We start from the raw sequence: 14,606 nt of genomic DNA on the forward strand, positions 1-14,606 counted from the left end.
GGTCCCATCGACGAAACCCAGCAGGTCGCGGTTGTCGAAAAACCGGAAGCCGTGCACCTCGTCGACCACGGTCACTGCACCGGCCATCGACTTGAGAATGCGATTGGCCAGCTCGAAGCAGACGTCCATGCTCTCGGCCCGGATGTGGAACAACAGATCGCCCGGAGTGGCCGGGGCGGCATGCCGCGGACCGTGCAGCTCGACGAACGGGTGCAGCTCGGCAGGACGCGGACCGGTGAACAACCGGTCCCACGCCTCGGAGCCGATCGAGGCGATCACCGACAACCGTTTTGTGGGATCGCGGAACCCGATTGCCCGCACCAGTCCGGAGAGCTCCGGCAACGCATCGTGCACCGCCGCCTCGCCGCCGTCATCGATGGCGACCACCAGGAAGATCGCAGCCGGAGTCAGAGGTGCGAGAACCGGTTGCGGCTGCACTGCGGGCACGCGTTCGACCCTAACGTGCCCGCGGGTCGCCGCAACGAGCGTGATGAAAAGATGAAGGACATGGCGGCTACCGCGCGGGGCTTGTGCGAATTCATCGACGAGTCCCCATCGCCGTACCACGTCTGTACCACCGTGGCGACCAGGCTGCGCGCCGCCGGCTACACCGAGCTGGCCGAAGCAGACGAATGGCCCTCGGCGGGCAAGTTCTTCACCGTACGGGCCGGGTCGCTGGTCGGCTGGGACAGCACCACCGGTGCTCGCCCGTTTCGGATCATCGGCGGACATACCGACAGCCCGAACCTGCGGGTCAAGCAACACCCCGACCGCGAAGTCGCCGGCTGGCGGGTCGTGGCGCTGGAGCCGTATGGCGGCGTCTGGCTGAACTCCTGGCTGGACCGCGACCTGGGCATCAGCGGGCGACTCTCGATCCGTGACGGCGGTGGGATCGCCCACCGGCTGGTGCGGATCGATGCGCCGATACTGCGCGTGCCGCAGTTGGCGATCCACCTTGCGGAGGACCGCAAGTCGCTCACGCTCGATCCGCAGCGCCACGTCAACGCGGTGTGGGGAGCCGACGATCGAACCCCGTCGTTTATCGGCTACGTCGCGGCGCAAGCCGGCGTCGATCCCGATGACGTGCTCGGCGCCGACTTGATGACCCACGACCTGACCCCGTCGACGCTGTCCGGGCTGGGTGAGCAGTTCGTGAGCGCGCCGCGGCTGGACAACCAGGCGTCCTGCTATGCGGGGCTGGCAGCGTTCCTGGACGCCGGCATGGGCGAATACCTGCCCGTGCTGGCGCTGTTCGACCACGAGGAGGTGGGCTCGACCTCCGATCACGGCGCCGACTCCGAGCTGCTGCTCACCACGCTGGAACGCATCGTGCTGGCCGGTGGCGGCGGACGGGAGGACTTTCTGCGACGGCTTTCGGGATCGATGGTCGCCTCGGCGGACATGGCGCACGCCACCCATCCCAATTACCCGGAGAGGCACGAGCCGGGACACCTGATCGCGATTAATGGCGGTCCGGTGGTCAAGGTGCACCCGAATCTGCGTTACGCCACCGACGGTCGCACCGCCGCCGCGTTCGCGCTGGCCTGCCAGCAGGCCGGCGTGCCGCTGCAACGCTACGAGCACCGCGCCGACCTTCCCTGTGGCTCGACGATCGGTCCGATGACGTCGGCGCGGACCGGTATCCCGACGGTCGACGTGGGCGCTGCTCAGCTGGCCATGCATTCAGCACGGGAATTGATGGGCGCGGGCGACGTCGTCGCGTACGCGGCGGCTCTGCGGGCCTTCTTGTCGCCGGGCTGACCGGCTGCTAAGGCGCTACTTGACGAACAGCGGCTCGTAGCGAATCACGTTCTCCACCACGATGCCGTTGCGGGTGCGGACCCGATCGATCCCGCGGATCTCGAATGGCCCGTCGGGACCCGTTCCGCGGCCGGTGTAGTGCAGGAAGAACAGCTGCTCGTCCTCGGTGGCGCCCGGAACGGTTGCGCTGTCGACGACTTCAAGGTGCAGGTCTGGGGCAGCGGTGAGCAGCTCGGCGATCTTTGCCGTGTACGCCTTGACGCCGCGCACCGGCTCGGGGTTGCCGGGCCAGTAGCCGACGATGTCGTCGGCCAGGATGTCCATTCCGCGGGACATATCGGGCGCCGCCCAGAACGCCGCAAACATCTCGGCGCTGAAGACGGTTGCAGGAGAAGCGGATTGAACGTCGGTCATGATTCCTCCAGTGGCTCTGACGCTCCGGACGAGCGCGTTACGGCCAGAGTGTCTCGGCTGCGTGCTGTTCCGCAATTACCTCGGAGGTCATCGCCGCGGGTAATAAAGTAGACGGCATGACACTCAATGTAGAGATGGTCACGTTTGACAGCAGCGACCCCGCGAAGCTGGCCGGCTGGTGGGCCGAGCAGTTCGACGGCCAGGTCCAGGAGATGCTGCCCGGCGAGTTCTTCGCTGTTATGCGGCCCGAAGGCCCACGGCTGGGCTTTCAGAAGGTGGCTGATCCCACGCCAGGGAAAAACCGGGTGCACGTCGATTTCGGCGCGGCTGACGTCGACGCCGAGGTGTCGCGGCTTGTTGCCGCCGGCGCCACCGAGGTCGGCCGGCACAGCATCGGCGACAACTTTCGCTGGGTGGTGCTGACCGACCCCGAGGGCAACGCGTTCGACATAGCCGGCGGGCAGTAGGCCGTCTCGTCCCGCAGCCGGGCGGGCCGCCAATCTAGACTGTTGCAGTGACGTCCGGGCTTACTCATGCGGTCGATACCGTCGAGCAGGCCGCGGCCACCCCTGATCAGCCGCAACCGTTCAGCGAACTGGGTCTCAAAGACGACGAATATCAGCGGATCCGCGACATCCTGGGACGCCGCCCCACCGACGCCGAGCTGGCGATGTATTCGGTGATGTGGAGCGAGCACTGTTCGTACAAGTCGTCCAAGGTCCACCTGCGGTACTTCGGTGAGACCACCACCGAGGAGATGCGGGCCGGGATGCTGGCCGGCATCGGGGAGAACGCCGGTGTGGTCGACATCGGCGACGGCTGGGCGGTCACCTTCAAGGTGGAATCTCACAACCACCCCTCCTACGTCGAGCCCTACCAGGGTGCGGCCACGGGCGTCGGCGGCATCGTCCGCGACATCATGGCGATGGGCGCTCGGCCGGTGGCGGTGATGGACCAGCTGCGATTCGGCGCTGCGGATGCCCCGGACACCCGGCGCGTGCTCGATGGTGTGGTGCGTGGCATCGGCGGCTACGGCAACTCACTGGGCTTGCCGAACATCGGCGGCGAAACGGTGTTCGACGCCTGCTATGCCGGCAACCCGTTGGTCAACGCGCTGTGTGTGGGCGTACTCCGCCAAGAGGACCTGCATTTGGCGTTCGCGTCCGGCGCAGGCAATAAGATCATCCTGTTCGGTGCGCGTACCGGGCTTGACGGCATCGGCGGCGTGTCAGTGCTGGCATCGGAGACCTTTGGCGGCGACGAGTCGGGGTCGGGCCGCAAAAAGCTCCCGTCGGTGCAGGTCGGCGACCCGTTCATGGAGAAGGTGCTCATCGAGTGCTGTCTGGAGTTGTATGCAGCCGGCCTGGTGATCGGCATCCAGGATCTCGGTGGAGCTGGAATAGCTTGTGCGACCTCGGAATTGGCCTCTGCCGGCGACGGCGGCATGTTGGTCGAACTGGACACCGTTCCGCTGCGCACCAAGAACATGACCCCGGCCGAAGTGCTCTGCAGCGAGTCGCAGGAGCGGATGTGCGCCGTCGTCGCACCGGAGAACGTGGACGCGTTCATGGCGGTGTGCCGCAAATGGGAAGTACTAGCCACCGCGGTCGGCGAGGTCACCGACGGCGACCGGTTGCGAATCACCTGGCACGGCGAGACGGTCGTGGACGTGCCGCCACGGACCGTGGCCCACGAGGGACCGGTGTATCAGCGCCCGGTGGCTCGGCCTGACTCGCAGGATGCGTTGAACGACGACCGGGCCAGCAGCCTGCCCCGACCGGTCACTGGCGATGAACTACGCGCGACTTTGCTTGCGCTGCTTGGTAGTCCACATCTGTGCAGTCGTGCCTTCATAACCGAGCAGTACGACCGCCTTGTGCGCGGGAACACCGTGTTGGCCGAACACGCCGACGGTGGAGTGCTACGCGTCGACGAGTCCACCGGCCGCGGCATCGCGCTGTCCACGGACGCGTCGGGGCGTTACACGCTGCTGGATCCCTACACCGGCGCCCAGCTCGCGCTGGCCGAGGCATACCGCAACGTCGCCGTCACCGGCGCCACCCCGGTGGCGGTGACGAACTGCCTCAACTTCGGCTCACCGGAAGACCCCGGCGTGATGTGGCAGTTCGCCCAGGCGGTACGCGGTTTGGCAGATGGCTGTGCGGCCCTGGGTATTCCAGTGACCGGCGGCAACGTCAGCTTCTACAACCAAACCGGGTCGACCGCGATACTGCCTACCCCGGTGGTCGGCGTATTGGGCGTGATCGATGACGTCGCCCGGCGCATTCCGACGGCGATGGGTACCGAGCCGGGCGAGACACTGATGCTGCTGGGCGACACCCGCGACGAATTCGACGGATCAGTCTGGGCGCAGGTCACCGCCGACCATCTGGGCGGACTGCCGCCCGCGGTTGACCTGGCCCGCGAGCGTCTCCTTGCCGATGTACTAAGCGCCGCGTCCCGAGACGGGTTGGTGTCTGCTGCCCACGACCTGTCTGAAGGAGGGCTGGCGCAGGCAGTGGTGGAATCGGCGCTTGCGGGTGAAACAGGTTGTCGCATTGTGCTTCCCGAGGATACAGATCCGTTTGTCATGTTGTTCTCCGAGTCGGCGGCCCGAGTGCTGGTAGCCGTGCCGCGCACCGAGGAGAGTCGCTTCCGCGCGATGTGCGAGGCGCGCGGCGTGCCGGCCGCCCGCATAGGTGTCGTCGACCAAGGTTCGGACGCGGTGGAGGTTCAGGGTCTGTTCACCGTGTCCCTGGCAGAGCTGCGCAGCACATCCGAAGGAGTGCTGGCCGCACTTCTTCGATGACTATCGAACCTCGCCAACGGCATCCGTTGGTGGTGTGGGCGTGGAACCTGCTGCGGCTGAAGTTCGTCGGGATCGCATTCGGCGCGTTGTTCTTCTGCCTGTCCTTGACACCGTCACTGATGCCGCGGGACTGGGTGTTCCAGGGTCTGATCGGCGGTATCAACGCGGCGTTTGGCTATGGCCTTGGCGTGGTCATCGGCAAGACCATCTACCGGGTGGTGCTCCGGGGTGCCCGGTGGTGGCCGCCACCGGCACGGGTGCTGTTCTGGCTCAAGGCCGCGGTCGTGGCGATCGCGCCGACGGCCTGTGTGCTGATGGTGATTCCGGCCGCCTCCTGGCAGCGGCAGGTGTCCGCGCTGATGGGCATCGAGGGTCCGACGACGCTGGGTTATTTGCGGACGCTGATCGTCGCTGTCGTTGTCGGCGCGCTGTTGGTGTCAACGTTTCGGGTACTCATCGACGCCGTCAAGCTGCTGGCGCGGATGCTGATCAGGCGATGGCACGTGCACGACGAGGTGGCGCTATTCATCGGCACGACTATCGTTGTGGCGCTGCTGATCATGTTGTTCAACGGCGTCCTGGTCCGGGGATTCTTCGCAGGCGCCAACGCGGTGTTCCAGCCGCGGGACACCGCCACCGCAGCCGGCGTGTCGCAACCGGTGCTCCTGGAAAAATCCGGCAGCCCAGCGTCGTTGGCGCCCTGGGATTCGCTGGGCTTTCAGGGCCGCAACTTTGTCGCCAGCGGTCCGCACGCAGCTCAACTGACTCGGCTCAACGGCCGGCCCGCCAAGGAGCCCATCCGGGTGTACGCGGGACTGCACACCGCACCCGACGACCCAGGCCGACTGGCCACGATCGTCGGCGAACTCGAGCGCACCGGCGCGTTCACCCGCAAAATGCTGGTCATCGCGCCGACCACCGGCACCGGCTGGATCGATCCGGTGGCGGCGGCCTCGCTGGAGATGATGTACAACGGCGACACCGCGATCGTCGGTGTGCAGTATTCCTACCTGCCCAGTTGGATCTCGTTCCTCGCCGACCGGCAGAAGTCCATGGATGCCGGCCGAATGCTGATCGACACGGTTCACCAACGCTGGCAACAACTTCCGCCCGACCACCGGCCAAAATTGGTGCTCTACGGCGAGAGCCTGGGCTCGATGGCCGGCCAGGCCGCATTCGGGTGGCTGCCTGACATCCGCGCGATGGGCTTCGACGCGGTGCTGTGGGTGGGGCCGCCACATGAAAGTCCGTTGTGGCATGCCCTGATTGTGCGGCGCGACCCTCACACGATGGAGGTACAGCCGCGCTACGACAACGGGCGAACCGTGCGGTTCTCCGAAGCCAACGCTCCTGCAGACATCAGCGTGCTGGCCGGGCCGCCATGGCCGGGCACTCGCGTGCTCTTTCTGCAGCACCCATCCGACCCGGTCGTGTGGTGGTCACCCGATCTACTGTTCACCCAGCCCGAGTGGCTCATCGAACCCCGCGGTCAGGACCGCACCGCGCTGATGCATTGGTATCCGGTTGTCACGTTCTGGCAAGTCAGCGCCGACCTGACTAACGCTGAGGGGGTGCCCGGTGGACACGGCCACAATTACAGCAACGACATCCTGGACGGGTGGGTCGCAGTGGCGCCGCCGGAGGGCTGGACAGCAGTCGACACCGAGCGTGTGCGTGTTGCACTGAACCAGTCTGAAGCATGATGCAGCGCAATGCTTTTCGCCCTGCACGGGCGCTCGGGCTGGCCGCGGCGTTGGTCGGCTGGAGCTTCGTCGGTCCCGGGCTACCCGCCCGGAGCCGGTCACCAGTGCAGGCCGGACTTGCCGGGCTGCTGGTTTTGGTGACGAGGGCACAGCTTGGCCTGCGCCCGCCACCGCTGTGGGCCGGCACACGTCTGGGGCTGGTGGCCGCAGTGACGGCTGCGGCCGGAGTAGTGGCGGCGACAACCGTTCCAGCCGTACGGCTTTCGATGCTCGGACGGGAACTGCCAGCCTCGGCATCGACATGGCTGGCGGTGCAGATACCGCTGGGTACGGTGTGGGGCGAGGAGGCGGCATTCCGGGCGGCGCTGGCCGCGGTAGCCGGCCGTGCTTTCGGTGCCCCCGGCGGTCGTCTGTTGCAGGCCGTTGCTTTTGGCCTCTCCCACATCGCCGATGCGCGCGCGACCGGCGAGCCGGTGCTACCCACCGTGTTGGCTACCGGCGGCGCGGGTTGGATATTCGGGTGGCTGGCCGAACGGTCCGGCAGCTTGATTGCGCCGATGCTGGCGCACTTGGCGATCAACGAGTCCGCCGCGGCGGCGGCACTGACCGTTCAGCGGCCGTCGCGCTAGGGGTCCTAGTCGGCAGTCGTCGGCACGTCCCGGCTGTCGAAGGCCAGCTTGTGCGGCTCGGTCTCGGTGTCGTCAATACCGAAGCTGATGATGCGCCGCGGGGTAATCCGAATGATCGCGGTGTCGATCTCCTCACCGCTGGGTTCGCTGCGCCGCTCGCCGGACTCCGCTTGTTCGGCGGTCCCCCTGACCTCCAGGCAGCGCACCCGCATGGGGTCGCGGGACGCAATGTCGTCGATCACCAGCGCGACGGTGTTGTTGGACGCCAAGTTGCGGAACTTGCGGCTTTTCGACATGCGATAGCCGTAGATGTCGATGGTGCCCAGGTCTTCGTTGTAGGTGAAGCCGACCGGATTGTTCTGCAGGGTGCCGTCCGGTTGTATCGTGGCCAACCGCGCGTGCCCGCCGGCCTTCATGTACTCAATTTCATGCGGTTTGAACGACTTTAGAAACGACATAGCCCCAGGCTAAAGTCTCAACTTCGGTTGAGGTCAAGGATGAGACTCTATAGCGATGGCCCGTCATCGAGCCGATCCGGTTAAGACCCGCGACGCCGTCCGGGCTGTCGAAGCCTGGTTGCGCGACGACACCAGTCCGGCTCCGAACCGAGCGGATCTGGCGGCAGCGGTTCGACTCACCGCGCACACCTTGGCCGAACAGGCGCCCGGCGCAAGCGTCGAGGTCCGAATTCCGCCTTTTGTTGCCGTGCAGTGTATTTCCGGGCCCAGGCATACCCGCGGCACGCCACCCAATGTGGTCGAGACCGATCCGCGAACCTGGCTGCTACTGGCAACCGGGTTTCTGGGTGTGACCGATGCCAGCGCCACCGGGGCGCTGTGGCTGTCCGGCTCGCGGGCCGCCGAGATCCAGACCTGGCTGCCGGTGGTGGGCTTGGCCGGTTAGGCCCTGCCCCGCCCGCGAATCAGTGCGTTGTGTGACATATGTGACAGCTGGCACCCGGTGGGACGCTTCGGCCAGGAAAAACGCTTGGGACCTGACGCAACACGCCCGCCCGATTCGGTCACATCACCGTCGTTTCCGTAGACTGCGTTACGTCACCAAACCGCCCCCTAGGGAGCCGCCCGACCGTGACCGCCCATGCAGCCGTAGCCTCCGAGGCTCTAGAAAACCCGCCTGGCGAAGAATGCGGCGTATTCGGCGTATGGGCCCCCGGCGAAGAAGTCGCGAAACTCACCTACTACGGGCTCTACGCGTTGCAGCACCGCGGCCAAGAGGCCGCCGGCATCGCCGTCGCGGACGGGTCGCAGGTGCTGGTCTTCAAGGACCTCGGCCTCGTCAGCCAGGTTTTCGAAGAGCAGACACTGGCCGCCATGGAAGGCCACGTCGCGATCGGACACTGCCGATACTCCACCAGCGGCCAAACCACATGGGAGAACGCGCAGCCGGTATTCCGCAACACCGCGGCCGGCACCGGGGTGGCATTGGGGCACAACGGCAATCTGGTGAACAGCGCCGAGCTGGTCGCGCGTGCCCGCGAAGCGGGATTGGTCAACACCCGGATGTCCTGTGCCACCACCGACTCCGACATGCTGGGCGCATTGCTGGCCCACGGCGCGGCCGATTCCAGTGTGGAACAGGCCGCGCTGGAACTGCTGCCGACGGTGCGTGGCGCGTTCTGCCTGACGTTCATGGACGAGAACACGTTGTACGCCGCACGCGACCCGTACGGCGTACGCCCGCTGTGCCTGGGACGCCTGGACCGTGGCTGGGTGGTCGCTTCCGAGACGGCCGCTCTGGACATCGTCGGCGCCTCGTTCGTACGCGAGATCGAGCCGGGGGAGTTGTTGGCTATCGACGCCGATGGCGTCCGGTCGACCCGCTTCGCCAATCCCGAACCCAAGGGCTGCATTTTCGAGTACGTCTACCTCGCACGACCGGACAGCACGATCGCCGGCCGGTCGGTGCACCGCGCCCGGCTCGACATCGGTCGTCGGCTGGCCCGCGAATGCCCGATCGACGCCGACCTAGTGATCGGCGTCCCGGAATCCGGCACACCAGCCGCCGTCGGCTACGCGCAGGAGTCCGGCATCCCCTACGGGCAAGGCCTGACGAAGAACGCCTACGTCGGGCGCACCTTCATTCAGCCGTCGCAAACCATCCGTCAGCTCGGTATCCGGCTGAAACTCAACCCGCTCAAAGAGGTGATCCGCGGCAAGCGGCTCATCGTCGTCGACGACTCGATTGTGCGGGGCAACACCCAGCGCGCTCTGGTCAGGATGCTGCGGGAGGCCGGCGCTGTCGAGGTGCATGTGCGCATCGCCTCGCCGCCGGTGAAATGGCCGTGCTTCTACGGCATCGACTTTCCGTCGCCGGCTGAGTTGATCGCGAACGCGGTCGAAGACGAGGACGAGATGCTCGAAGCGGTGCGGCATGCCATCAACGCCGACACGCTCGGATACATCTCGCTACGGGGTCTGATCGCCGCCACCGAGCAACCCACCTCGCGGCTGTGCGCAGCCTGCTTCGACGGCAACTATCCGATCGAGTTGCCCAGCGAGACCGCGTTAGGCAAGAACGTCGTCGAGCACATGCTCGCGACGACGGCGCGAGAAGCTACGCAGGCCGACATCGCGGCTCGCGAAACATCGCCGGAGGCGGAGCAAGCCTCCGTGCTGCGCCATCCCTAACTCAGCGCACCGGTGGCCGATACCCGTGTTTCGGTGCCGACCGGTAGCCTTTACCGACAATGGCCGACCTTAAAAAGAAGTCCGGAAAAGACCCGGCCGCCCCGGGCGTCACCTATGCCGCGGCCGGAGTGGATATCCAAGCCGGGGACCGCGCCGTCGAACTGTTCAAGCCGTTGGCGTCCAAAGCCACCAGGCCCGAGGTGCGCAGCAAGCTCGGCGGTTTCGCCGGATTGTTCGCGCTCCGAAGCGATTACCGCGAACCGCTGCTGGCGGCATCTAGCGACGGCGTGGGCACCAAACTGGCGGTCGCACAGGCGATGGACAAGCACGACACCGTCGGGCTGGACCTGGTGGCAATGGTGGTCGACGACTTGGTGGTCTGCGGCGCCGAGCCACTGTTCTTACTGGACTACATCGCTTTGGGTCGCATCGTGCCGGAACGGCTCAACGCGATCGTCGGCGGTATTGCCGAAGGTTGCATGCGCGCGGGTTGCGCGCTGCTCGGCGGCGAAACCGCCGAGCATCCCGGTCTGATCGAGCCGGACCACTACGACATATCAGGCACTGCGGTCGGCGTGGTCGAAGCCGACGACGTGCTGGGGCCCGACCGGGTCAAGCCCGGCGACGTTGTTATCGCGATGGGGTCATCGGGCCTGCATTCCAACGGATACTCGCTGGCCCGCAAGGTGCTGTTGGAGATCGACCGGATGAACTTGGCCGGTTACGTCGAAGAATTCGGCCGCACGCTCGGCGAAGAGTTACTCGAGCCGACCCTCATCTACGCCAAGGACTGCCTGGCGCTGGCCGCCGAAACCCACGTCCGGACGTTCTGCCACGTCACCGGCGGCGGATTGGCCGGCAATCTGGAACGTGTCATCCCCAACGGGCTGATAGCCGAGGTCGACCGCGGCACCTGGACCCCGGCGCCCGTCTTCGCGATGATTGCCCAGCGCGGCCGAGTCTCCCGCGCCGAGATGGAGAAAACCTTCAACATGGGTGTCGGCATGATCGCCGTGGTGGCGCCGGAGGACACCGACCGGGCTTTGGCGATCTTGACCGCGCGGCATTTGGACTGCTGGGCGATCGGCGCGATCAACAAAGGCGGGAAAGAAAGCCCGCGGGCCAAGCTCGTGGGGCAGCACCCGCGGTTTTAGAAATCAGCTTGAGTGGATGACAATGCGGCCAGAAATGGCCGCAGGTGGAGCTGCAAAGTTTCAGCGGCGCCAGTCGTCTTCGGCACTCCAGGGGTCTTCGCCGTCCTGCTGGTTGGCGTCGTCATCGTCCGACCCGGAAAGCTCGCGCTGAAGCCGATCGAAATCGGTCTGCGGTGAGCTGTATTTAAGTTCACGAGCAACCTTGGTCTGCTTCGCCTTAGCCCGGCCGCGGCCCATGGGGGAACCCCCTCGCGCAATAACGGAGCGGCCCAACGAGTAGGCGGCTCCGATCTTTTGTCTATATTGTCCTGCCGACAGCTTACCGTGCCCTGTGGGTGTGCGCTGTTGCGCCCCGCACCCCGCGGAGATGGTCATCGCGCCGTTCCTCGTAGTCGCTCCACGGCCACCCGACCGGCGCCGGGAGCGTCGACTGGCGGCAAGGAATCGGCGTCGATCACTGCGGGCACCTCGGCGTCGCCGCCGGTGATCAGCTGGGTCTCGGCCGGTATGCCCCGCTTGACCAGAGCGAGCGCCACCGGGCCTAGATCGACGTGCTCGACCACGGTGCCAACCCTGCCCACCGCGCGACTGTTCGCCAGCACCGCGTCGCCGGTAGCGGGCCGGTCCGCCGACCCGTCCAGGTGCAACAACACCAGCGTGCGGGGCGGTTTGCCCAGGTTGTGCACTCGCGCGACGGTTTCCTGACCGCGGTAGCAGCCTTTGTCGAGGTGGACAGCGCCCAGCCCCGGACCGCCGATCCAACCCACTTCGTGCGGGATCGTTCGTTCGTCGGTGTCGACGCCGAGCCGTGGCCGCACGGCCGCGACCCGGTGGGCCTCGTAGGCCCACACTCCGGCCGGGCGCAGACCCGCCTGCATCAAACGACGCTGCACGTCCGCGGACTCGCGTCGGTCGACCAGCACGTCCAACTCGACTTGGCCCGGTTGCGCCCCGATCATCCGGCGCACGAAGCCATTACCGGTCATCGGCACCGCGGTCATCTCGGCCGGCAATGCATCCACTCCCAGCGCGTCGAGCACCGCTGGTTCGCCGAGCTTCGGCCCCAGCAGCGAGAGCACGCTGAAGTCTGCGGCGGAGACAACCACGTCCGACCAGAACACCATCTTGCGTAGGTAGTCCAACAGCGGCTCGCCCCGCCATGGCTCGGTGTCGAGGTAGCTGACGTCGCCGAGCTCGGTTTGGATCCAGTGATCCTCGACCCGTCCCTGCCCGTCCAGGCTGAGGTTTTGCGTGCTGGCGCCGTCGGGGAGTTCGCTGACATGTTGGCTGGAGATGCTGTGCAGCCAGGTCTGCCGGTCGGCGCCGGCCAGCGTGAGCACACGACGGTGCGAGCGATCGACCAGCACGGCGTCGGTTTCGGATGCCCGCTGCTCGCCCAGCGGGTCGCCGTAATGCCAGATCGCGCCGGCGTCGGGACCGGTGTCGGGGGCGGGGACGGCGGACACACACCAACTCTACGGGCCCGACCCGCTGGGCCTAACGGTGGCGACCCGCAGCGCCCGGCTTCGCCGCGCTCGCGATCGCCACTAAGCTTTTGCTCCATGACAGGCCACCTGGGCGTGGTCGTCACGCTCGACGGCGAGGTACATCCGCCGGGAACGCCACTCCTGTTCGCCGACGATCTCGCCGCGGTGCGGGGCGACGGCGTTTTCGAGACTTTGCTGGTCCGCGACGGTAAGCCGTGCCTGGTGGAGGCCCATCTGGGCCGGCTGAGCCATTCGGCGAAACTGCTGGATCTGCCGCAGCCGGACCTGGCGGGCTGGCGGCACGCGATCGACCTAGCGGCGCGGCAATGGGCCGCGGACACCGCCGACGAGGCGGCGATGCGGCTGGTCTACAGCCGCGGTCGAGAACGCGGCTCGACGCCCACCGCCTACGTGACTGTGAATCCGATCGCCGATCGGATAACCGCCGTTCGTCGCAACGGCGTGGCGGCGGTGACGCTGCCCCGCGAGCTGCCCGCGACCGGTGTCGAGGCGATGCCGTGGCTGCTGGCCGGCGCCAAGACACTCTCCTACGCCATCAACATGGCCGCGCTGCGGCACGCCGCAGCCCACGGCGCCGGTGACGTCATTTTCGTCAGCTCGGACGGCTATGTGCTGGAGGGCCCTCGGTCGACGGTGGTGATCGCCGTCGGTGGCACAGCAGCCGGCGACAGTGTGTGCCTGCTGACTCCGCCGCCCTGGTACCCGATACTGCGCGGCACCACGCAGCAGGCGCTGTTCGGAGTGGCTCGCGCCAAGGGATACGACTGCGACTATCGCGCGTTGCGTGTGGCTGATCTTATTGCAGCGCAAGGAATTTGGTTGGTATCGAGCATGACGTTGGCAGCACGCGTTCATACCCTCGACGGCCAGGTATTGCCGAGCGCACCGATGGCGACCGAGTTCGCCGAACTTGTCGACGCGGCCATCGTCAGCGATCGCTGAAATCGGTTGTCGGCGCCGCGCTGAGCGGGTACGGTCGGCCGTACACAGGGAAGGAGGTGGTCCGCGAATTGATAGCTCAATGGACTTGTGAGGTGGCTGCCCGCTAGCAGCACCGGGCGAGGAATCACCTGCGCGCGCTGGCGAATTCCCCGCAGTCACCCAGCCCCCGAGCCTCCGGTCTGTCCAACCAGGAACTATGGCTCGGGGGCTGCCCATTTCCTGGGGTCTGGCCCTGGACTCCAAACACGCTCTGTGGCAGCCGATATGGGGATGACCCGCGTTATGGCGTCACCTTGGCGGCCATCTGGTCAGCGATCTGCGCGGCCTCGTTGGTGATGTTCGTGCCGCACGCGACAACGTCGATGACCACATGGGACACCGCGCTCAAGACCCGTTGGCATGCCCGGCCGTCAGCGATTGCCTGCGTGCGCCGCTGCACCAGCCTTGGCGGGGCGCCGTTGAGGTCGGCGAAGGTCCACGGGGTGGTCTGATTACCGTCGTTCACCGTCACGGTTTGGCCCCCACAAGCACTCCAGCTGCCCGCGGATGTCCGGACGAACTCGTGGGCGCTTTGGGGGGTCGGGAACCCCACCGCGGCTTCCAAGACCCGCTTCTGCGGCTCGGTTGAGCGAAACCCCTGACCCTGGACGGCGGTGAAGCCACTGCCCTGATACGCCGCAGCCTGGATGGGTTCGAACGCGCCGAGACATGTCCCGTTCAACGGCATGTTCGGCGAGGTGAGCATCACACTGGTCTGCGTGGTGGGCTCCAGGGTTGCCACACCCAGCGTCGTGGCCAGATCTGCTGCGCCAGGGAGAATCGCGCCCAAGTCGCTGGGCGGCGGGCTGGCCGGCGCCGAGGACGGCGTGGTAGGACTCGGCTGGCCGGTGAAGAACAACACTGCCGCCACGATTGCGACCACCACCGCCAGCCCGGCCGCGCCCGCGATCAGCCACCGCTTGCGGGACGGCTGGGCATCTTCAGTGGGCGCAACACTCGGCCGGGTGGGCTCAGGCCGTGGCGCGACGGTCTTCGGCG

The 14,606-nt window shown here is 66.7% G+C and carries 15 protein-coding genes; 9 read left to right on the plus strand and 6 right to left on the minus strand.

Annotation, left to right across the window (positions count from 1 at the left end; all coding sequences use genetic code 11):
• On the minus strand, positions 1–447 hold a 447-nt coding region (locus tag WB785_RS24340), incomplete at its 3' end, for a Dyp-type peroxidase (protein ID WP_424082594.1).
• A 60-nt stretch (positions 448–507) separates the two neighbouring features.
• Between WB785_RS24340 and WB785_RS24345 the strand changes: the two genes are divergently transcribed.
• Positions 508–1,761 carry a M18 family aminopeptidase gene (locus WB785_RS24345; RefSeq protein ID WP_424082595.1) on the plus strand — a complete coding sequence of 418 codons (1,254 nt, stop codon included), beginning with the start codon at positions 508–510 and terminating at the stop codon, positions 1,759–1,761.
• Positions 1,762–1,776: 15 nt separating this feature from the next.
• On the opposite strand, the gene WB785_RS24350 is transcribed toward WB785_RS24345, so the two are convergent.
• Entirely contained in the window at positions 1,777–2,175 is a 399-nt protein-coding gene (locus WB785_RS24350) for a nuclear transport factor 2 family protein (RefSeq protein WP_424082597.1), read from the minus strand.
• 116 nt (positions 2,176–2,291) lie between these two features.
• Between WB785_RS24350 and WB785_RS24355 the strand changes: the two genes are divergently transcribed.
• From WB785_RS24355 to WB785_RS24370, 4 genes are read left to right on the plus strand one after another with little or no spacing between them, the layout of a single operon-like run.
• A complete protein-coding gene (locus WB785_RS24355; RefSeq protein WP_424082599.1) occupies positions 2,292–2,642 on the plus strand; it encodes a VOC family protein in 351 nt (116 codons plus the stop codon).
• A 47-nt stretch (positions 2,643–2,689) separates the two neighbouring features.
• Complete coding sequence (purL, locus tag WB785_RS24360; protein WP_424082601.1) at positions 2,690–4,984, plus strand: phosphoribosylformylglycinamidine synthase subunit PurL; 2,295 nt, start codon at positions 2,690–2,692, stop codon at positions 4,982–4,984.
• Positions 4,981–6,687 (plus strand): alpha/beta hydrolase, encoded by a 1,707-nt coding sequence (locus WB785_RS24365; RefSeq protein WP_424082603.1) that lies wholly within the window; start codon positions 4,981–4,983, stop codon positions 6,685–6,687. Before purL ends, WB785_RS24365 begins: the two co-directional genes overlap by 4 nt.
• A complete protein-coding gene (locus tag WB785_RS24370) occupies positions 6,687–7,316 on the plus strand; it encodes a lysostaphin resistance A-like protein (RefSeq protein ID WP_424082618.1) in 630 nt (209 codons plus the stop codon). The genes WB785_RS24365 and WB785_RS24370 overlap by 1 nt, the downstream gene beginning before the upstream one ends.
• A 5-nt stretch (positions 7,317–7,321) precedes the next feature.
• Here WB785_RS24370 and WB785_RS24375 read toward each other — a convergent pair whose 3' ends face one another.
• Positions 7,322–7,774, minus strand: coding sequence for a PPOX class F420-dependent oxidoreductase (locus tag WB785_RS24375; protein ID WP_424082604.1), 453 nt, complete (start codon positions 7,772–7,774; stop codon positions 7,322–7,324).
• Positions 7,775–7,829: 55 nt separating this feature from the next.
• Here WB785_RS24375 and WB785_RS24380 point away from each other — a divergent pair, with 55 nt between their 5' ends.
• The 3 genes from WB785_RS24380 (at position 7,830) to purM (ending at position 11,118) form a co-directional block, all read left to right on the plus strand.
• Positions 7,830–8,219, plus strand: coding sequence for a sterol carrier family protein (locus tag WB785_RS24380; RefSeq protein ID WP_424082606.1), 390 nt, complete (start codon positions 7,830–7,832; stop codon positions 8,217–8,219).
• A gap of 185 nt (positions 8,220–8,404) precedes the next feature.
• Entirely contained in the window at positions 8,405–9,964 is a 1,560-nt protein-coding gene (gene purF / locus WB785_RS24385) for an amidophosphoribosyltransferase (protein ID WP_424082608.1), read from the plus strand.
• A 59-nt stretch (positions 9,965–10,023) separates the two neighbouring features.
• Entirely contained in the window at positions 10,024–11,118 is a 1,095-nt protein-coding gene (purM, locus tag WB785_RS24390) for a phosphoribosylformylglycinamidine cyclo-ligase (RefSeq protein WP_424082610.1), read from the plus strand.
• A 60-nt stretch (positions 11,119–11,178) separates the two neighbouring features.
• On the opposite strand, the gene WB785_RS24395 is transcribed toward purM, so the two are convergent.
• Together WB785_RS24395 and WB785_RS24400 are read right to left on the minus strand one after the other, a co-directional pair.
• Positions 11,179–11,355, minus strand: a complete 177-nt coding sequence (locus tag WB785_RS24395; RefSeq protein ID WP_424082612.1) for a DUF3073 domain-containing protein — start codon at positions 11,353–11,355, stop codon at positions 11,179–11,181.
• 134 nt (positions 11,356–11,489) lie between these two features.
• Positions 11,490–12,584, minus strand: coding sequence for a YgfZ/GcvT domain-containing protein (locus tag WB785_RS24400; protein ID WP_424082614.1), 1,095 nt, complete (start codon positions 12,582–12,584; stop codon positions 11,490–11,492).
• 114 nt (positions 12,585–12,698) lie between these two features.
• Between WB785_RS24400 and WB785_RS24405 the strand changes: the two genes are divergently transcribed.
• Positions 12,699–13,568: an aminodeoxychorismate lyase gene (locus WB785_RS24405; protein WP_424082620.1), complete on the plus strand. Its 870-nt coding sequence runs from the start codon at positions 12,699–12,701 to the stop codon at positions 13,566–13,568.
• Between the two features lie 280 nt (positions 13,569–13,848).
• Here WB785_RS24405 and WB785_RS24410 read toward each other — a convergent pair.
• The coding region (locus tag WB785_RS24410; protein WP_424082616.1) for a sensor domain-containing protein at positions 13,849–14,606 on the minus strand (758 nt) is incomplete at its 5' end.

The sequence above is a fragment of the Mycobacterium sp. genome (assembly GCF_049585075.1).
Classification (GTDB): domain Bacteria; phylum Actinomycetota; class Actinomycetes; order Mycobacteriales; family Mycobacteriaceae; genus Mycobacterium.

What these genes read in the sequence shown, in the direction of transcription:
- WB785_RS24380 (WP_424082606.1), top strand. Translation starts at nt 7,830, where the DNA reads ATGGCCCGTCATCGAGCCGATCCGGTTAAGACCCGCGACGCCGTCCGG.
- WB785_RS24395 (WP_424082612.1), bottom strand. Translation starts at nt 11,355, where the DNA reads ATGGGCCGCGGCCGGGCTAAGGCGAAGCAGACCAAGGTTGCTCGTGAA.
- WB785_RS24355 (WP_424082599.1), top strand. Translation starts at nt 2,292, where the DNA reads ATGACACTCAATGTAGAGATGGTCACGTTTGACAGCAGCGACCCCGCG.
- WB785_RS24350 (WP_424082597.1), bottom strand. Translation starts at nt 2,175, where the DNA reads ATGACCGACGTTCAATCCGCTTCTCCTGCAACCGTCTTCAGCGCCGAG.
- WB785_RS24370 (WP_424082618.1), top strand. Translation starts at nt 6,687, where the DNA reads ATGCAGCGCAATGCTTTTCGCCCTGCACGGGCGCTCGGGCTGGCCGCG.
- purM (WP_424082610.1), top strand. Translation starts at nt 10,024, where the DNA reads ATGGCCGACCTTAAAAAGAAGTCCGGAAAAGACCCGGCCGCCCCGGGC.
- WB785_RS24345 (WP_424082595.1), top strand. Translation starts at nt 508, where the DNA reads ATGGCGGCTACCGCGCGGGGCTTGTGCGAATTCATCGACGAGTCCCCA.
- WB785_RS24375 (WP_424082604.1), bottom strand. Translation starts at nt 7,774, where the DNA reads ATGTCGTTTCTAAAGTCGTTCAAACCGCATGAAATTGAGTACATGAAG.
- WB785_RS24365 (WP_424082603.1), top strand. Translation starts at nt 4,981, where the DNA reads ATGACTATCGAACCTCGCCAACGGCATCCGTTGGTGGTGTGGGCGTGG.